17 protein-coding genes are annotated in these 16,920 nt (G+C 72.1%); 11 read left to right on the top strand and 6 right to left on the bottom strand.

Features of this window, described 5'->3' with window-relative positions:
* From ABZW11_RS18770 to ABZW11_RS18755, 4 genes are read left to right on the top strand one after another with little or no spacing between them, the layout of a single operon-like run.
* On the top strand, positions 1 to 1,017 hold the full coding sequence (locus ABZW11_RS18770; protein ID WP_355418603.1) for an ABC transporter permease: 1,017 nt from the start codon (positions 1 to 3) through the stop codon (positions 1,015 to 1,017).
* Positions 1,014 to 1,904 (top strand): ABC transporter permease, encoded by an 891-nt coding sequence (locus tag ABZW11_RS18765; protein ID WP_355418602.1) that lies wholly within the window; start codon positions 1,014 to 1,016, stop codon positions 1,902 to 1,904. Before ABZW11_RS18770 ends, ABZW11_RS18765 begins: the two co-directional genes overlap by 4 nt.
* Complete coding sequence (locus tag ABZW11_RS18760) at positions 1,901 to 2,638, top strand: ATP-binding cassette domain-containing protein (protein WP_355418600.1); 738 nt, start codon at positions 1,901 to 1,903, stop codon at positions 2,636 to 2,638. Before ABZW11_RS18765 ends, ABZW11_RS18760 begins: the two co-directional genes overlap by 4 nt.
* The gene (locus ABZW11_RS18755) at positions 2,635 to 3,513 is read left to right on the top strand and encodes an ABC transporter ATP-binding protein (protein ID WP_355418598.1); all 879 of its coding nucleotides are present in this window, start codon (positions 2,635 to 2,637) and stop codon (positions 3,511 to 3,513) included. Before ABZW11_RS18760 ends, ABZW11_RS18755 begins: the two co-directional genes overlap by 4 nt.
* A gap of 36 nt (positions 3,514 to 3,549) precedes the next feature.
* On the opposite strand, the gene ABZW11_RS18750 is transcribed toward ABZW11_RS18755, so the two are convergent.
* A complete protein-coding gene (locus ABZW11_RS18750) occupies positions 3,550 to 3,906 on the bottom strand; it encodes a DUF742 domain-containing protein (protein ID WP_106249159.1) in 357 nt (118 codons plus the stop codon).
* Positions 3,899 to 5,767, bottom strand: coding sequence for a nitrate- and nitrite sensing domain-containing protein (locus ABZW11_RS18745; protein WP_355418595.1), 1,869 nt, complete (start codon positions 5,765 to 5,767; stop codon positions 3,899 to 3,901). The genes ABZW11_RS18750 and ABZW11_RS18745 overlap by 8 nt, the downstream gene beginning before the upstream one ends.
* 198 nt (positions 5,768 to 5,965) lie before the next feature.
* Here ABZW11_RS18745 and ABZW11_RS18740 point away from each other — a divergent pair, with 198 nt between their 5' ends.
* A complete protein-coding gene (locus ABZW11_RS18740; protein WP_355418593.1) occupies positions 5,966 to 7,525 on the top strand; it encodes an ABC transporter substrate-binding protein in 1,560 nt (519 codons plus the stop codon).
* On the opposite strand, the gene ABZW11_RS18735 is transcribed toward ABZW11_RS18740, so the two are convergent.
* Entirely contained in the window at positions 7,501 to 7,677 is a 177-nt protein-coding gene (locus tag ABZW11_RS18735; protein WP_355418861.1) for a hypothetical protein, read from the bottom strand. The genes ABZW11_RS18740 and ABZW11_RS18735 overlap by 25 nt on opposite strands.
* On the opposite strand from ABZW11_RS18735, the gene ABZW11_RS18730 reads away from it, so the two are divergent.
* Together ABZW11_RS18730 and ABZW11_RS18725 are read left to right on the top strand one after the other, a co-directional pair.
* The gene (locus ABZW11_RS18730) at positions 7,676 to 8,326 is read left to right on the top strand and encodes a hypothetical protein (RefSeq protein ID WP_355418591.1); all 651 of its coding nucleotides are present in this window, start codon (positions 7,676 to 7,678) and stop codon (positions 8,324 to 8,326) included. The two genes, ABZW11_RS18735 and ABZW11_RS18730, sit on opposite strands and share 2 nt — an antisense overlap.
* Before the next feature lie 28 nt (positions 8,327 to 8,354).
* A complete protein-coding gene (locus tag ABZW11_RS18725) occupies positions 8,355 to 11,453 on the top strand; it encodes a BTAD domain-containing putative transcriptional regulator (protein ID WP_355418589.1) in 3,099 nt (1,032 codons plus the stop codon).
* Between the two features lie 16 nt (positions 11,454 to 11,469).
* Here ABZW11_RS18725 and ABZW11_RS18720 read toward each other — a convergent pair whose 3' ends face one another.
* On the bottom strand, positions 11,470 to 12,198 hold the full coding sequence (locus ABZW11_RS18720; protein ID WP_355418587.1) for an AfsR/SARP family transcriptional regulator: 729 nt from the start codon (positions 12,196 to 12,198) through the stop codon (positions 11,470 to 11,472).
* A 135-nt stretch (positions 12,199 to 12,333) separates the two neighbouring features.
* On the opposite strand from ABZW11_RS18720, the gene ABZW11_RS18715 reads away from it, so the two are divergent.
* From ABZW11_RS18715 to ABZW11_RS18700, 4 genes are all read left to right on the top strand, one after another.
* The gene (locus tag ABZW11_RS18715; protein WP_355418585.1) at positions 12,334 to 13,143 is read left to right on the top strand and encodes a hypothetical protein; all 810 of its coding nucleotides are present in this window, start codon (positions 12,334 to 12,336) and stop codon (positions 13,141 to 13,143) included.
* Between the two features lie 74 nt (positions 13,144 to 13,217).
* Positions 13,218 to 13,718 (top strand): HIT family protein, encoded by a 501-nt coding sequence (locus ABZW11_RS18710; protein ID WP_355418583.1) that lies wholly within the window; start codon positions 13,218 to 13,220, stop codon positions 13,716 to 13,718.
* Positions 13,719 to 13,755: 37 nt separating this feature from the next.
* Positions 13,756 to 14,553 carry an exodeoxyribonuclease III gene (locus tag ABZW11_RS18705; protein WP_355418581.1) on the top strand — a complete coding sequence of 266 codons (798 nt, stop codon included), beginning with the start codon at positions 13,756 to 13,758 and terminating at the stop codon, positions 14,551 to 14,553.
* Positions 14,554 to 14,647: 94 nt separating this feature from the next.
* Positions 14,648 to 14,881 carry a hypothetical protein gene (locus ABZW11_RS18700; protein WP_355418579.1) on the top strand — a complete coding sequence of 78 codons (234 nt, stop codon included), beginning with the start codon at positions 14,648 to 14,650 and terminating at the stop codon, positions 14,879 to 14,881.
* Positions 14,882 to 14,935: 54 nt separating this feature from the next.
* Here ABZW11_RS18700 and ABZW11_RS18695 read toward each other — a convergent pair whose 3' ends face one another.
* Together ABZW11_RS18695 and ABZW11_RS18690 are read right to left on the bottom strand one after the other, a co-directional pair.
* Positions 14,936 to 15,874 (bottom strand): cobalamin biosynthesis protein, encoded by a 939-nt coding sequence (locus ABZW11_RS18695; RefSeq protein WP_355418577.1) that lies wholly within the window; start codon positions 15,872 to 15,874, stop codon positions 14,936 to 14,938.
* Complete coding sequence (locus ABZW11_RS18690) at positions 15,858 to 16,649, bottom strand: aminoglycoside phosphotransferase family protein (RefSeq protein WP_355418575.1); 792 nt, start codon at positions 16,647 to 16,649, stop codon at positions 15,858 to 15,860. The genes ABZW11_RS18695 and ABZW11_RS18690 overlap by 17 nt, the downstream gene beginning before the upstream one ends.
* Positions 16,650 to 16,920: the final 271 nt, after the last annotated feature.

Raw genomic sequence — 16,920 nt, 5'->3', positions numbered from 1 at the left:
ATGCTCCGCCATCTGACCCGCCGGCTCGGCCAGGCTCTTTTGGTCGTGGCCGGCGTGGTCGTGCTCACGTTCGTCGTCATGCGGCTGGTGCCGGGCGATCCGGCGGTCGCCTTCGCCGGGCCGAAGGCGACGCCCGAGCAGCTCGCGCAGGCGCGGGCGCGGTTCGGGCTGGACGACCCGCTGCCCATGCAGCTGCTGGCCTACGTACGCGACCTGCTGAGCGGCGACTGGGGGATCAGCCTGCGCACCAGGCAGCCGGTGCTGGACGACCTCTATCTCGCGTTCCCCGCCTCGCTGGAGCTGGTGGGGGCGGCGCTGCTGCTGGCGATCGCGGCGGGCATCCCGCTCGGCGTGCTCGCCGCGCGCTACAAGACGAGATTTCCGGACTTCGGAGTACGGCTGGGCAGCATGCTGGCCGTCTCCGTCCCCGTCTTCTGGCTGGCCCTGGCGCTCCAGACCGTCTTCGCCAGCACCCTCGGCTGGTTCCCCGTCGCCGGCGAGTACGACTCCTCGCTCGACACCACCAGCCCGCTCACCCTCTGGACGAACATCACCGCCGTCGACGCCCTCATCACCGGCAACTGGCCCATCCTCACCAGCACGCTGGAGCACCTCGTGCTGCCCGCGCTGGTCGTGGCCGCCTATCCGGCGGGCGTCATCGCCCAGATGACCAGGGCCGCGCTCATCGAGGAGTCGGGGCAGGACCACGCCAGGCTGGAGCGGGCGCTCGGGTTCGGCGAGACGTCCATCCTGACCAAGTTCGCCCTGCGGCCCGCGCTCAACCCGGTGCTGTCGCTCATCGCCCTCGTCTTCGCGTACGCGATCGTCAACGGCTTCCTCGTCGAGGCCGTCTTCAACTGGCCCGGCCTGGGCCGCTACGCCGCCGAGTCGATCCGCTCGCTGGACACCCCGGCCATCGCGGGCGTCACCCTCCTCGTCGCCCTGGTCTACGTCCTCGCCAACCTGGTCGTGGACATCCTTCAGGGCTTCGTCGACCCCAGAACGAGGACCCGATGAGCGCCAAGGAGCAGACCCAGGAGCAGACCCAGGAGCAGACTCAGGACGCGCAGCCGCTGCGGCGCACGCTGCCGCGCGTCCCCGACCGCTTCGCCGCCTTCGGCGCCGTGCTCATCGTGCTCGTCGTGCTGGCCGCGGTGCTCGCGCCGTGGCTGGCGCCATACCCGGTGGACGATCCGCGCCCGCTGGAGCGGCTGATGGAGCCGAGCGCCGCGCACTGGTTCGGCACCGACCAGGTCGGCCGCGACGTGCTCACCAGGATCCTGTACGGCGGCCGCACCTCGCTGTTCGTCGCCGTGGCGGTGCTGGCCGTCTCGGCGGCGGTCGGCGTCACGCTCGGCGTGGTCGCCGGTTACGCGGGCGGCTGGATCAGGGACGTGATCATGCGGGTCACGGACGTCTTCCTGGCCTTCCCCGCGCTGCTGCTGTCGCTGGCGCTCGCGGTCGTGCTGCAGCCCAGCGTCAACACCGTCATCCTGGCCATCGCGGCGACCTGGTGGCCCTGGTACACCCGCCTGTCGGCGTCCGTGGCCGCCTCGATCGCCACCCGCCCCTACGTGGACGCCGCCCGCTGCCTCGGCGTGCCGGCCCCGCTGATCGTGCTGCGGCACGTGCTGCCCAACTCGCTCACCCCGGTCCTGGTGCAGATCTCGCTGGACGCGGGCGGGGTGATCCTGACCTCGGCGGCGCTGTCGTACCTGGGGCTGGGCGCGCAGGAGCCGACGGCGGAGTGGGGGCTGATGGTGCAGCAGGGGCAGACGCTGTTCACCACGAACTGGTGGGTGGTCACCTTCCCAGGGCTCGCGATCCTGGTGACGGCGTTCGCGTTCAACGTGCTGGGCGAGGGGTTGCGCAACGTGCTCGACCCGCGGAGGGCGGTCAGGTGATCGAGGTACGCGACCTGCGGGTCAGCTACGGCGGCCGGCCGGTCGCCGAGGTGCCCGAGCTGGACGTCGCCGCCGGTGAGTGCGTGGCGATCGTGGGCGAGAGCGGTTCCGGCAAGTCCACGACGCTGCTCTCACTGCTCGGGCTCACCGAGCACGCCGAGGTCTCGGGCCAGGTCAGGGTGTGCGGCGTGGACGTCATGACGGCCTCGCAGAAGGCCCTGCGCGAGCTGCGCGGCGCCAGGGCGGCCCTGGTCATGCAGTCGCCCCAGGCCGCGCTCAGCCCCGCCACCAGGCTCGGCACGCTGATGCGCCGCGCGCTGCGGCTGCACGGCCGCGACGACTCCGGGCGGGCCATGGCGGAGGCCGTCGAGGCCGTGCTGCTCGACCCCGCGATCCTGCGCCGCTACCCGCACGAGGTCTCCGGCGGCCAGGCGCAGCGCTTCGCCATCGCGCTCGCCATCGCGTTGGGCGCCGAGGCGATCCTCGCCGACGAGCCCACCAGCGCGCTCGACGTGACCGTGCAGGCCGAGGTGGTCGGCGTGCTGCGCCGGCTGCGCGCCGAACGCGGCCTCGCGCTGCTGCTGGTCTCCCACGACCTCGCCCTGGTCTCGACGATCGCCGACCGGGTGCTCGTCATGAAGGACGGCGCGGTGGTCGAGTCGGGGCCCGCCGCACGGGTGCTGGCCGAGCCGTCCCATCCCTACACCCGCGAGCTGCTGGAGGCGCTGCCGTGACAGGACCCGTGCTCAGGGCGGAGCGGGTGACACTCGGGTACGCCCGCCGCCCGGTCGTCCACGACGTCAGCCTGGAGATCACCGAGGGCGGCGTGGGGCTGATCGGGGAGAGCGGGTCGGGCAAGACCACGCTGGCGCGCGCGTTCCTCGGCCTCCTCACCCCCATGTCCGGAAATATCTGGTACGGCGACCAAACGCTGAAAAAGGTGGACATGAGGGCGTTCAGGAAGGACGTCCAGCCCGTCTTCCAGGCCGAGGCCCTCGACCCCCGGATGCGCGTCGGCCGCTCGATCGCCGAGGCCCTCCCGCGCGCCGAGCGCGCCCGCGTCGGCGAGCTGCTCGAACAGGTCGGCCTCGCCCCCGAACTGGCCGACCGCCGCCCCCACCAGCTCTCCGGCGGCCAGCGCCAGCGCGTGGTGATCGCCCGCGCCCTGGCCGTCGGCCCCCGCCTGCTCATCCTCGACGAGCCCACCAGCGCGCTCGACGTCACCGTCCAGGCCAGGGTCCTCGACCTGCTGGCGTCCCTGGACACCGAGCGCCTGCTCATCACCCACAACCTGGCCGTCGTCGAGCGGCTCTGCAGGACCTCGCACGTGCTGTTCGCGGGCCGGGTGGTCGAGTCGGGGCCGACCGCCGAGCTGCTGAAGAGCCCGGCGCACCCGTACACCAGGGCGCTGCGCGACGCCGTGCCGAAGCTGGGAGGGGAGCCGCCGCAGGCGAGGGGGAGGACGGAGGCGGTGCCGGCGGCGACGGGCTGCCCGTTCCGGCTGCGCTGCCCGATGGCGGTCGAGAAGTGTGAACGGGCGCCGGAGCCGCGGGACCTGGGCGGCCGCCAGGTGGCCTGTCACCGGGCCGAGGACGTCCTGGCAGCATGAAGCCGCCTGAGACCCCGTGAGGGGTTCAGGCGGCCGTCACAGCGCTTTGAGGCCGCTGATGACCTCGAGCAGCACCTTCGCGTCCGGTGCGGGCGGCGGCAGCTCGACCTGCACGAGCTGCTGCGCGTGCAGGTCGCCGACCAGGACCCGGACCACGCCGATCGGCAGGTTCAGCTCGGCGGCGACGTCCACGAGCCGGGTGGGCTGGGTGCACTTCTGCAGAATGATCAGATGTTCGGGGTCGAGGCCGCGCGGCGGCGCCAGGCCGCCCGCCGTGATGATCACCGCGATGAGGTCGATGGCCTCGCTCGCGGGCACCGTACGGCCCCTGGTCAGCAGATAGGCGGGAACGATCGGACCCGCGTCCTCGTCCAGCCAGCGCTCTTCAGTCACTTCGCACCACCCGCATCGGGCGGACCGGCTCCTTCTTCGGAGCCTCGGCCTCGGGTTCGGGTTCGGCCACGTGCTCTTCCGGGATCAACACGATCGCGGTGGTCCCTCCATATGGTGAACCGCGCAACGTCACGCGGATGTCATGCCTGGCGGCCAGGCGTGAGACGACGAAAAGGCCGAGCCGGTCACTGTCGGCCAGGTCGAACTCCGGTGGGCTGGCCAGCCGCTCGTTGTACTCGGCCAGCTCCTCTGGCTCCATCCCGAACCCGCGGTCCTCCACCTCGATGGCGAAGCCCCTGGCCGCCGCCTCGCCGCGCACGATGACCGACGTGTGCGCGGGGGAGTAGACGGTGGCGTTCTCGATCAGTTCGGCGATGAGATGGATCATGTCCCCGACCACCGGCCCCGCCAGCCGCTGGCCGGGCATCGGCTCGACGACGACGCGCTGGTAGTCCTCCACCTCGGCCGCCGCGCCGCGTGCCACGTCGAGCAGCGGCACCGGGCGGCTCCACCCGCGCCCCGGCGTGGCGCCCGACAGGATGATCAGGCCCTCGGCGTGCCGGCGCATGCGGGTGGTGAGGTGGTCGAGCTTGAACAGGTCGTCGAGCTGCTCGGGATCGGTGGCGCGGTGCTGCATGTCCGCCAGCTGGATGCGCTGGCGGTGCAGCAGCGTCTGGCTGCGCCTGGCGAGGTTGCGGAAGACGTGCCCCACGCCCTCGCTGAGCTGCGCCTGCCCGACCGCGGCCTCGACCGCGGTCTGCTGCACGGTGGAGAACGCCTGCCCCACGTCGTCGATCTCGACCGTGGTGCTGGCCACCGACAGCTCCGGCATCTCGACCGTCTCGCCCTTGCGCAGCTTGGCCACCACGTGCGGCAGCCGCTCCTGGGACACCTCGAGCGCGGCCAGCCGCAGCGCGGCCAGCTCCTTCGACAGCCGGTCGCCCAGCCGCAGCGAGAACGCGATCGACACGATCACCATCACCAGCGCGGTGCCCGCGAGCGCGAGCGCCCGCACCAGCACCTGGTCCGCGATCGGATCGGCGCGCTGGTTGAGCGTCGTGCTGGCCCGCATCTGCGCCTCGTGGAAGGCCCTGGCCAGCACCTCCGTCGTGCCCAGCCAGCTCCTGGCCGACCCGCCCGCGATGATCTGGTCCTCCATCATCCGCATCCGCTGGTAGGCGGGCGAGGTGATGAGGGCCACCTGGGGGTCGCGCAGCTCCGGGTCCAGCTCGGCCAGGCCCTGGTCGAGCAGGAAGCGCCGGTTGCCGACGATCTGCGTGAACAGCCGCCGCTCGGCCGGCTCCAGCGTGCCGAGCCCGATGGCCTGCTCCCTGGTCAGCAGTTCCTTGGCGTAGCCCATGTCGATGACCACGCGCGACTGCTCGTAGATCGGGATGTCGTCGATCAGCGCGACCCGCCGGTGCAGCCCGAACAGGGTGTCGATCATCGCGTTGAACGACTCCACGGTGTGCAGACGGTCGGACAGGCCGGTGTCGATCTCTCCCCGGATCGCATCGAGCCTGTCGACTGCCGTGTTCACCGCGTCCACCTGTTTGCGGATCTCTTCCGATCTGTCCTTGGAGTTGCTGGAGAGCTGCCTGAACGACTCCCGGGCGGCGTCCGTGCGCGTGCGCTGCGTGGCCAGGGCGGTCTTGGTCGCGGTGTTCTTGAGAAGCTGGGCCGAGACGAGACGTTCACGCTGAATCTCGTTGATCAGTTTGTACGCGGGAAGGCGCAGGTTCGTCCAGACTGTCTTGTACTGACGCAGCTCCAAGCTCTCGGTAGCGGTGACGGCGGTGATGACCCCCCACAACACCACCATGGAGGCCAGCGGCACCAGAAGGAGACCGATGATCTTCATGCGGATCGTTCGGCTACGACCCATGGCACCTCACTCCGGTCGGTCCCTTGCTGGCAACCCCGGACGGGACAAGCCCCGAGGATAGCAATACGATCACCGGAATGCCCAATTTTTCGGCACTTTTGGACACCGTGGCGCCTTCCGGGTTGATCTTGGAGTAGGTTTCCCGGGTACGTCAGGCCACCAGAGGGAGATGCGTTGCGCCGTCCACTCGCAGCGGCCGTCGCACTGATGGTGCTCGCGGCCTGCTCCCCGCCTCAGGAGGAGCAGCGGGCCCCGGCCGGCCAGTCGCCTTTCGTCTACGTCAAGAACACCGACGTCGTCACCGAATGGGACCCGAGCCGCTCCTACTCCAACGAGATCATCGCCTTCCAGAACGTCTACGAGACCCTGACCTACTGGAACCCCGTCACCAAGAAGTCCGCGCCGCGCCTGGCCACCTCGTGGCGCTCCTCGGCCGACGGCCGCACCTGGACGTTCACGCTGCGCTCCGGCGTCACCTTCCACACCGGCAGGCCGCTGGACGCCGAGGCGGTCAAGGCGTCGATCGAGCGCACGATCAAGGGCAAGACCGGCGCCAGCTACATCTGGGACGCCGTCTCCTCCATCCGGGTCGAGGGGCCGCTGACCGTCACGTTCGCGCTGAAATATCCGGTGCCGCTCGACCTGGTCGCCTCCGCCGGGTACGCCGCCTACATCTACGACACCAAGGCCGCCCCCGACCTCGCCAAGTGGTTCCAGCAGGGCAGGGACGCCGGGTCAGGGCCGTACACGGTGACGCGCTGGAACAAGGGCAAGGAGGACGAGCTCACGCTCAGCGCGTACGACGGCTATTGGGGCGGGTGGAACAGGCCGCACTACAACACCATCAAGTACCGCGTCGTGCCCGACCCCGATCGGGCGTACTCGATGCTGCGGCGCGGCGAGGCCAGCTTCGTCGACAGGCTCGACCCCGAGCTGTTCGCGCGCGCCCAGGCCGCGCCCGGCCTGCGCACCTCCGACCGGCCCTCGTTCAGCACGGCCGTGATGCTGTTCAACACCGCCTCGGGGCCGCTCAAGGACATCCGGATACGCAAGGCCGTCCAGAAGGCCGTCCCCTACCGGGGCATCGTCAAGGCGCTCGGCGGCTCGGTCATGCCGGCCAGCGGCGTCGTCCCGGAAGGGCTGCTCGGCCACATGCCGAACCGGGTGCCCGAACAGGACCTCGAGACCGCCACCCGGCTGCTGCGGCAGGCCGGCTACGGACCCGGCGGCAAGCCGCTGCGGCTGATGCTCACCTACGGCGAGGGCGAGGCCGACGAGGAGGTGCTGGCCAGGCGGCTGCGCAAGGCGCTGGCCGCGCTCAACGTCACCCTCGAAGTGCGCGGCATGAACTGGAACGCCCAATGGGAGCTGGGCAAGAAACGCGGCCAGGACATCTTCGTCATGTACTGGTGGCCCGACTACGCCGACGGCTACTCCTACTTCGGGCAGGTCTTCCACAGCGCCAACCCGCCCGTCATGAACCTGTCGTACCTCAACGACCAGCAGCTCGACGCGATGCTCGACACCGTGCCCGAGCTGACCGTGACCGACAAGCCGGCCGCGCAGCGCGTCTACGAGCGCGCCACGGCACGGGTGCTCGACCAACGGGCCGCCGCCGCGATGCCCTGGGTGGTCAAGTCGCGCCGCGCCTTCCTGGGCGGCATCCAGGGCTACGACGACAACCCCGCCTACCCCGACGTGGTCTTCGTCTACGACCTCAAACCGTCGGGCTGAGCGGCCTGCGCCTCCTCGGCGCGCTCGCGCAGCCGCGCCCTGATCTCCTCAGGGGTGTACGCGCGGCGGCGCCGCTCGGCGCGCGCGATCACCACCCCCGTGGCGGCGACGCCCATGATTCCCGCCAAACCCAGCCACTTCCACCAGCGCATGGTGCCTAGGCTATGCCCTGTGCTGACACTCGACGAGGCCGTCGGGGTGACGCGGACCGGCGACCTGTGGATCTTCCGCGGGCGTTCCGTCCCCGACCGCGCCATCCAGACGATGACCAACAGCCCGGTCAACCACGTGGGCATGGCGATCGTCATCGAGGACCTGCCCCCCATGATGTGGCACGCCGAGCTGGGCAGGTCGTTGCCCGACCTGTGGTCGGGCACCCACCAGCGCGGTGTGCAGCTGCACGACCTGCGCGACGCGGTGACCGTCTGGGCCGACCGCTACGGCCAGCGCGCCTGGCTGCGCCAGCTCGACCCCGAGGCCACCCCCGAGATGGAGGACGCCGCCCTGCGCACGGTCGCCAGGCTCGACGGCACGCCGTTCCCGTCCACGGCCCGGCTGGCCGCCCGCTGGTTCAGGGGGCGCATCCCCGGCCGGCTGACGAGGCAGCGGCACCTGGAGAGCGCCTACTGCGCCGAGGTCGTGGCGATCACGTACGAGGAGATGGGGCTGCTGCCCGCCGGGCGGCGGCCCAACTGGTACGACCCCGGCAGGTTCTGGAGCGGCGACGACCTGGAGCTGCTGCTGGGCCGCCGGCTGAACAACGAGATCACCGTGGGGGTCGAGCGCACCCGGAAGTCCTGATTCCGGGCGCCCGTTATGCTCGAACGCGATGGACATCCGCGTGCTCGGCCCCGTCGAGGTGTGCGACGACGGGACTCCGGTGCCCGTCGAGGGGGCGCAGCAGCAGTGCGTGCTCGGCGTGCTGGCGGCCAGGCACGGCTCGTACGTGCCGGTCGGCCTGCTCATCGAGGCGCTGTGGGAGGGCGAGCCGCCCAAGACCGCGAAGACCATCGTCCAGCTCAAAGTGTCGCAGCTGCGCAAGACGCTGGGGGAGCGCATCGCCAGCGGGACGGCCGGCTACGCGCTGGTCGCGCCCGATGAGGAGGTGGATCTCGTCCGCTTCCGGCGGCTGGCCGCCGAGGGCCGCGCGTCCGGGCGGCCCTCCGCCGCCGTCGCGGCCTGGGAGCGGGCGCTCGGGCAGTTCCGCGGGCAGCCGCTCCAGGGGCTCGGCACCGACTGGGTCGAGCAGCGCGTCCGCGCGCCGCTCGTCCGCGAGCGGTGGGACCTGGTCGAGGAGTACGCCGCCGCGCTGATCGAGCTGGGCCGCCACCGCGAGGTGCCCGCGCTGCTGCAGGAGCTGCGCGAGGAGGAGCCGCTGCGGGAGACGCCGCACGCGCTCGCCATGACCGCGCTCTGGCACGACGGCCGGCCCGCCGAAGCGCTGGAGCTCTTCCACGACGTGCAGCGGCTGCTCGCGGGAGAGCTGGGCGTCGACCCCGGCCCCAGCCTCCGCGACCTGCACCAGCGCATCCTCGAAGGCCACCGCCCCTCCGAGCCGCAGCCCGTTGTCGAGGAGCATCATCCCGCCGACCCGCGCCGGCCCGCCGCCGGGGGAGACCGTTCCGACTGCCCGCAGGGCGTCGGCGAGGGGCAGCCACTCGTCGTGCCGCGGCAGTTGCCGCGGGACGTGGCGGCGTTCGTGGGGCGGCGGGAGGAGGTGGAGCGGCTGCTGGCCCTGCTGCGGGACGGCCGGGTGGCGGTGGTGACCGGGGTGGCGGGCGTCGGGAAGTCCGCGCTGGCCGTGCACGTCGGGCACCGGGCCGCCGCCGACTACCCCGACGGCCAGCTGCACGTGGACCTCGGCGGCCACGGCCAGGGCGAGCCGCTGCCGCCCGAGCGGGTGCTGCCCCGCCTGCTCGGCGCGCTCGGCGTGCCCGCACCGTCGGGGACGGCCGAGCAGCTCGGTTTGTACCGCTCCACCCTGGCCATCCGCCGCGTGCTGCTCGTGCTCGACAACGCCGCCGACGCCGCCCAGGTACGCCCGCTCCTGCCTGGCGGCTCCTCCTGCGGCGTGATCGTCACCAGCCGCGACGCGCTGCGCGGCCTCGCCCTGCAGGGCGCGCAGAGCGTACGCCTCGGCACCCTCACCCCGGCCGAGTCCCGCGACCTGCTGGCCGACCTCGTGGGCCGCGACCCGATCAGCGCCGACCCCGAGGCCGCCGCCGAGCTGGCCGAGCTCTGCGGCCACCTCCCGCTGGCGCTGGCCATCGCCGGTGCCAACCTGCTCGGCAGGGCCGGACTGCGCGCCTACATCGAGGAGCTGCACGCCGACCGCTGGAGCACGCTCGCCGTCGAGGGCGACACGCGGGCCACGGTCGCCGCCGCGTTCGCCGGTTCGTACGCGGCGCTGCCGCCCGACGCCCAGGTGCTGTTCCGGCGCTTCGGGCTGGTCCCCGGCTGCGACTTCACCGCCCGCTCCGCCGCCGGCCTGGCCGGCACCGGCCCGGCCGCCGCCGCCCGGCTGCTGGCCAGGCTCGCCTCCGCCCACCTCGTCGAGGAGCACGCGCCCGGCCGCTACCGGCTGCACGACCTGGTCGCCCTCTACGCCCGCGAGCACTGCACCGGCGGCGCCGACGACCCGGCGGGGCTGCACGCGTACTATCTGCACACTGCCCGCGCCGCCGCCACGCTGCTCGCGCCCACGGTCGAGCTGCTCCCGCTGACCGCCGACGACCCGCCGCCCGGCGCCGCCGCCGAGGAGTTCGCCGACCTCGCCGCCGCCCGCGCCTGGTTCACGGCCGAGCAGCACAACCTGCTCGCCGTGATCGAGCACGCTCGGGGGCGCATGCTGTGGCGGCTCACCGAGACGCTGCGCGCCTTCATGTACGGCGGTCACCCGCCCGACGTGATCGCCAAGCTGGCCACCCGCGCCCTGACCGAGGCCGAACGCGCGAACGACGCCGCCGGCCGGGCCGGCATGCACCACACGCTGGCCAACGCCCACTACGTGCTCGACGACCCCCGCCCGGCCATCCACCACTACGAGGCAGCCGCCCGCCTCTATGACGAGGTCGGCTGGCAGACCGGCAGGCTCGCGACGCTGACCAACATCGTCGCCCTCAGCGCCAGGCTCGGCGACCTCCAGGAGAGCATGGCCGCGCACGAGCGGGTCATCCGGCTGTGGGAGAAGGTCGAGCCGTCGCTGAAGCTGGCCGCCACGCTGGAGAACTACGCCATCAAGCTGCTGTGGGCCGGGCGGCCGCGCGAGGCGCTCGAACGGCAGGTCCGCTCGGTCGGCCTGCGCCGGTCGCTGGGGCAGCCGCCCGGGTGGCAGCCCAGGGCGTACGCGGTGCTCGGCGACGTCCACCTCGCGCTGGGCGACCTGGACGCGGCCGTGCGGCTCTTCGAGCAGAGCCTGGAACACCCCAACGGCGCGCGGAACGCCGGGGCGCTGTCCAGCGCCGCCATGGCGTACCACCTCAAGGGCGGCACCGAGCACGCCGCCGAGCTGGCCCGGCGGGCCGTACGCGCCGCCCGCGAGCGCGGCCTGGGCAGCGAGCTGGCCGAGGCCCGCGCCACGCTCGCCCGCGTGGACGCCACCCTCGGCCTGGACGAACGGGTCGCGCTGCTGTCGGAGGTGCTGGCCGAGTACCGCGACCAGGCCCACCCCCACCTCGACACCCGCGCCCGCCTGTGGCTGGCCGAGGTGCTGCTGGAGGGCGGGCGGGCCGATGAGGCGGCCGGGCACGCCCGCGAGGCCCGCGACGCCGCCGTCCGGCACGGGATGCGGCGCCTGGAGGGCCAGGCGCTGACCGCGCTGGCCCGCTCCCGCCCCGAGCGCCTGGGCGACGCGCGCCGCGCGGTCGAGCTGCACCGCACGTACGGCCACCGCCTCGACGAAGCAGCCGCCGCCGCCATCCTCGCCTGAGCCACCGGCCCCGTGCTCAGGGTTGTGGGCTGAGGAGGGCGGTGAAGGTGTCGCGGAGTTCGGGGGTCGGATCGACGCCGAGTTCGTCGGCCAGCCAGCGGCGGGTGCGTTCGTACAGCTCCAATGCCTCGGCCTGGCGTCCCACCCGGGAGAAGGCCGTCATGAGCAGTGACACCAGCCGTTCTCTGTGGGGCGCGCCCGACACGACCGAGCGCAGCGGCGCGACGGCCCGCTCGGGCCGGCCCAGCCGCAGCAGCCGGCGGGCGAGGTCCTCGACCGCCGCCAGCCGCGCCTCCTCCAGCTCGATGGCCGCCATCTCCAGCTCCTTGCCGCCCCCTGGCCCGCCCAGGGCCGGCCCCCGCCACAACCCGAGCGCCTCCTCCAGCAGGTCGGCCCCCGCCGCGTCGTCCGTCCCGCGCGCGGCGGCGACCAGCCGGCGAAAGCGCAGCGCGTCCACCTCGTCGGGGTCGGCCATCAGGACGTAACCGGACGAGGTGGTCTCCAGCCGGGCGCCGCAGAGCGCGCGGCGCAGCCGGTAGACGTGTCCCTGCACGGTGATCCGCGCACTGTCCGGGGGAGCGCCGTCCCACACGGCATCGATCAGCCGCTCCACCGGCACCGGACGGTTGAGGTCCAGCAGCAGCGCGGCCAGGACATAACGACGCTTACGCGGCCCGAGCTCCAGGCGGCGTCCCCCGACACCTGCGTCAATGGACCCGAGCAGGCGAAACTCCATGCGATCCATCCAGAGCAGCATGCTGCACCCCACTAAATACGGACTAAACACGACTTCAGAGGGTGCGCACCAAGAGAACGCCAACGTCCCGTGCCAGGTTCTGTGGCTTCACCGATGCAGGCCCATACAAGGAAGAGACGAACGTTGATCACGAAGAAGTCCGCGATCACCGCCATGGCCGGCGCGCTCCTCGCGGGACCGGTCGCCGTCACCGCCATGGCGCAGCCGGCCACCGCCGCCGCCACCACCGCCACCACCGCCGCCACCGCCGCCACTGCCGGCACCGTCCAGGCCGCCGCCAAGGACCGGCTCCTGCCCGGCCAGTGGCTGCTGCCCGGGCAGTCGCTGACCTCCGGCCGGTTCAAGCTCGTCCAGCAGGCGCAGGGCAACCTGGTGTTCTACGACGGCACCAAGGCCCTGTGGACCTCGCCCACCTCGGGGCACCCCGGCGCGCGCGCCACCATGCAGAAGGAGGGCAACCTCGTCATCTACGGGCCCGGCAACAAGCCGCTGTGGTCCACGCCGACCGCCGGCAACCCCGGCGCCTACCTGCTGCTGCCCAAGCAGAGCGGCAACCTGGTGATCTACTCCAGGGACAACAAGCCGCTGTGGTCGTCGAAGGCGTACATCGGCAAGCTGCCCTCCGGCCACGTGCTGCGTTCCGGGGAGGTCGTGCAGTCGGCCAACGGCCGCTACCGGCTGATCCAGCAGGACGAGGGCAACGCGGTGCTGTACGACGGGCAGCGCAGCCTGTTCACCACCCCCACGGCCGGGCACCCCGGCGCGCGCTCGATCATGCAGGCCGAGGGCAACTGGGTGGTCGTCGGCCGGGAGGACAAGGCGCTGTGGACGACCAAGACGGCCGGCAACCCCGGCGCCTGGCTCGCGGTGAGCAACGACGGGCGGATCATCATCTACTCCAAGGCGAACAAGCCGCTCTGGACCAGCCGCTGACGCCGTGAGGCCGCCGGGTGGCCGCGTGCCCCTCCACGCCGCCGCCCGGCTGCTGTCGCTGGCATGATCACTTCATGACAGAACCCATCAAACGGGTGCCGATCGATGTGGAGAGTTACATCCGGCGCTCCCGTACGGGACCGTGTTTCATCTGCGGCATCGTCGCCCGCGACCCCGCACAGCCCGAGGAGGTCGTCTACGAGGACGGCGAGCACATCGCGTTCCTCGCCCGCTTCGCCTCCCTGCCCGGCTACGTCCTCGTGGCGCCCAAGACCCACATCGAGCACGTCGTACGCGACCTCACCGAGGACCGGTTCCTGGCCGTGATGCGGGTCGTGCGCCGGGTCGCCCTCGCCCTGGAGGCGAGCGTGCCGTGCGAGCGCACGTACCTGCTGTCCCTGGGCAGCCAGCAGGGCAACGCCCACCTGCACTGGCACATCGCCGCCCTGCCTCCCGGCGTGCCGTATGAGCGGCAGCAGTACCACGCGCTGATGGCGGAGAACGGCGTCGTCGAGCACACCCCCGAGGAGGCCGCCGCGCTGGCCGCCAGGATCCGGCAGGCCCTCGACGCCTGATCCCTTTTTTGGAGACGTGGCGTGGCAGGCTGGGAGGATGCGCCTGGCTACGTGGAACGTGAACTCGGTCAAGGCACGGCTGCCCCGCCTGCTCGACTGGCTGGCCGCCGTCGAGCCCGACGTCGTCTGCCTCCAGGAGACCAAGTGCGCCGCGGAGGCGTTCCCCGTGGCGGAGGTCGGCGCGCTCGGCTACGCCGCCGCCGCGCACGGCGACGGCCGCTGGAACGGGGTCGCCGTGCTGTCCAGGATCGGCCTGGACGAGGTGACGCCGAGCTTCCCCGGTGAGCCCGGCTTCGCGGAGCTCGACGGGGTCGGCGCCGCACGTCCCGAGGCCCGCGCGATCGGCGCCACCTGCGGCGGGCTGCGGGTCTGGTCCCTGTATGCGCCCAACGGCCGTGCCGTCGACTCGCCCCACTACGCGTACAAGCTGGCCTGGTTCGCCGCGCTCAGGGACGCGCTGGCCGCCGAGCTGCCCAGCGGCCCGCTCGTGGCCTGCGGCGACTACAACGTCGCCCCGACCGACGCCGACGTCTGGGACCCCGCCCTGTTCGCCGGCGCCACCCACGTGACGCCGCCCGAACGCCAGGCCCTCGCCTCCCTGCGGGACCTGGGGCTGCACGACGTGGTGCCGACGCCGATGAAGGGGCCGCACCCGTTCACGTACTGGGACTACCGGGCCGGGATGTTCCACCAGAACAAGGGCATGCGCATCGACCTCGTCTACGCCAGTGCGGACGTCGCGGGGCGGGTGCGGTCGGCGTACGTCGATCGCGAGGCCCGCAAGGGGAAGGGCCCGTCCGACCACGCGCCGATCGTGGTCGATCTCGACGAATAATCACCGTCACAAAACGCGGTCGTGCGAGTAGTCTGTGCTCTCAAGTGTCTCGGGTGGGATCAGGGAGTACCAAGGACCACAGGGGGGAAAGCCCGTGGAACCTGCAGACGGCCGTGTCATCCTGTTCATCCTCATCGCCATCGCCGTGTTCGCCCTCGGTCGCCGCTTCCAGACGATGATCCTCATGCGTCAGGTGTGGAAGCAGAGCGCCAAGCAGGTCACGGCCAGGAAAGTCGTCGCCAACAACGCCGCGAAGTCGATGGTCGGCATCACGCTCATCTCGATCTTCGTGGTCTGGCTCGTCCTCAACCTCAACCGCGTCATGTGACCTTCCGGCGCCCCCTGCCCGGCCCGCGGGGGCGCCCTTCCTCGGTCCGCGATCTTAGGGGCGGGTGAGGCGGCGTAGGGCCCAGGCCGTGACGACGGCGACCCCTGCGGCGGCGAGCCCCACCGCCCGGGTCAGCCTGACCGCCCGCCGGATGTCCTCGACCTGCGGGCGCGGCCCGTCACCCATGGTGGGCCGCTCCTCGGTCCTGCCCTCGTAGACGTTGGTGCCGCCGAGCGTCACCCCAAGCCCGCCGGCGAACGCGGCCTCGCACCGGCCCGCGTTCGGGCTCGGATGGCGGTGCCCGTCCCTGCGCAGCACGGCCCGCGCACCGCCCGCATCGGGCGCCGTCAGCACGGTGAGCACGCCGGTGAGCCGCGCGGGCACGTAGTTGGCCAGGTCGTCGAGCTTGGCCGCCGCCCACCCGAACCGCTCGTACCGGGGCGAACGATGCCCGATCATGGCGTCCAGCGTGTTGATCGCCCGGTACGCCAGCAATCCGGGCACCCCCGCCACCGCCCCCCAGAGCAGCGGCGCCACGACGGCGTCGGAGGTGTTCTCGGCCAGCGACTCCACCGTGGCCCGCGCCAGCTCAGGGGCCTCCAGGTGCCGCGGGTCGCGCCCGCACAGGTGGGGGAGGCGTTCGCGGGCGCGTTCGAGGTCGCCGCCCTCCAGCGCGTCCGCCATGTGCTCGCCCTCCCGGGCGAGTGTGGTGCCGCCGAGCACGGCCCAGGTGACGAGGGCGGTCAGTCCCGTACGTACGGCACGATGCGGCGCGACCCGGACCGCCAGCACCCCGAGCGCCGCCACCCCACCGACACAGACCGCGACGTGCACGACCCCGCGCGCCCGGTCGTCCTCGTACAGCACACTTTCGAGCCGCCCCGCAGCCCGCCCGAACACGGCGACGGGATGGGCGGAACTCCGCGGATCACCCAAAATCCGGTCAAGAGCCACACCGAGGGCCAGGCCGAGTGGATCACACCAAATGCGCATGAAGCTCATCTTCGTGCACATCCAGCCATGCCGCGGCCCGCCGGATGCGCTCGCCCGCCCCGCTCGCCCACATCTTGGCCCAGTTGCCACCGGAGGAGGCGCGGGTGCGCATGACCGTGTACGAGCGGTGGAAACGCAGCCTGGCCAGCTCCAGCAGGCGTCGCCGGTCGCGGGGCGGCAGGCCGTACGCGTCGCAGAACAGCCGCAACCGGGCGCCGACGTCGACGGTGCGGAGCAGCGGGGTGCGGTCGACCGGATCGGAGATGGGCGCCCAATGGCGGAGGGTGGTGACGATGTCGAAGAGGCGCGTCGTGGGGCGGGCGAGGTCGAAGTCGATGAGCGCGTAGGGGGAGGTGGGGTCGGTGGCGCGAAATATCACGTTGTGTGGCGTTAAATCACAATGTCCAATGACTTCCGGCGCTTTGTCATCATTCGACCCCCCTTCCCACCCGTCCATGGTCAGCGGGAACCCCGCGGTCGCATCATGAAACCGGCGCACCAACTCCGCCAACCCGGCCAGCGCCTCATCACTCACGCTCTCCAGCCGCAACCCGGTCGTACCAGGAAGAAAAGTGAGCACCTCACGCCCGAACCCATCGAACCCCAACACCCTGGGAGCCCCGTCGAACCCGGCGGCCTCAAGGTGTCTGAGCAGGGCGTGCACGGCGGGCGTCGACGTACTGGCCGGTCTGCGCACGGTGTCCCCGACGCGCACCACCCCGTCTGTCACATCCCCGCCCTGCAGGGGGATCTCATGCAGGAGCGTCGCGACCATGCCAAGACAGCTTAGCCCCGCCCGTACAATCCCGCCCGCCCTTTCCCCACCAACCCCCAGACCGAAACCCCCAATACCCGCACCCCACCGCCCCCGCCCTCTCCACCCCTGCAACCCCACCCGCGCCCGGGTTGCCCTGGACCCGCAGTCCCATTCGCGCCCGCGCTTCTGACCCGCTGACAGAGATGATGTAGGTGAGCACCTCCCGCCAGTCCTGACCCACCCTCTGACTGACCTCGGGTCTTCAACGGGATCTGTCGGTCTGAACGGG

This window comes from Nonomuraea sp. NPDC004580 (assembly GCF_040609855.1).
Taxonomy (GTDB): domain Bacteria; phylum Actinomycetota; class Actinomycetes; order Streptosporangiales; family Streptosporangiaceae; genus Nonomuraea; species Nonomuraea salmonea.
Note: the sequence above shows the minus strand (reverse complement) of the source record. Positions and strands in the feature narration are given on the sequence as shown.

Excerpts from the sequence above, each read along its gene's own strand:
- ABZW11_RS18770 (WP_355418603.1), top strand. The coding sequence starts at position 1 with ATGCTCCGCCATCTGACCCGCCGGCTCGGCCAGGCTCTTTTGGTCGTG.
- ABZW11_RS18765 (WP_355418602.1), top strand. The coding sequence starts at position 1,014 with ATGAGCGCCAAGGAGCAGACCCAGGAGCAGACCCAGGAGCAGACTCAG.
- ABZW11_RS18745 (WP_355418595.1), bottom strand. The coding sequence starts at position 5,767 with ATGAAGATCATCGGTCTCCTTCTGGTGCCGCTGGCCTCCATGGTGGTG.
- ABZW11_RS18730 (WP_355418591.1), top strand. The coding sequence starts at position 7,676 with ATGGTGCCTAGGCTATGCCCTGTGCTGACACTCGACGAGGCCGTCGGG.
- ABZW11_RS18735 (WP_355418861.1), bottom strand. The coding sequence starts at position 7,677 with ATGCGCTGGTGGAAGTGGCTGGGTTTGGCGGGAATCATGGGCGTCGCC.
- ABZW11_RS18725 (WP_355418589.1), top strand. The coding sequence starts at position 8,355 with ATGGACATCCGCGTGCTCGGCCCCGTCGAGGTGTGCGACGACGGGACT.
- ABZW11_RS18720 (WP_355418587.1), bottom strand. The coding sequence starts at position 12,198 with ATGGATCGCATGGAGTTTCGCCTGCTCGGGTCCATTGACGCAGGTGTC.
- ABZW11_RS18710 (WP_355418583.1), top strand. The coding sequence starts at position 13,218 with ATGACAGAACCCATCAAACGGGTGCCGATCGATGTGGAGAGTTACATC.
- ABZW11_RS18705 (WP_355418581.1), top strand. The coding sequence starts at position 13,756 with ATGCGCCTGGCTACGTGGAACGTGAACTCGGTCAAGGCACGGCTGCCC.
- ABZW11_RS18695 (WP_355418577.1), bottom strand. The coding sequence starts at position 15,874 with ATGCGCATTTGGTGTGATCCACTCGGCCTGGCCCTCGGTGTGGCTCTT.
- ABZW11_RS18690 (WP_355418575.1), bottom strand. The coding sequence starts at position 16,649 with ATGGTCGCGACGCTCCTGCATGAGATCCCCCTGCAGGGCGGGGATGTG.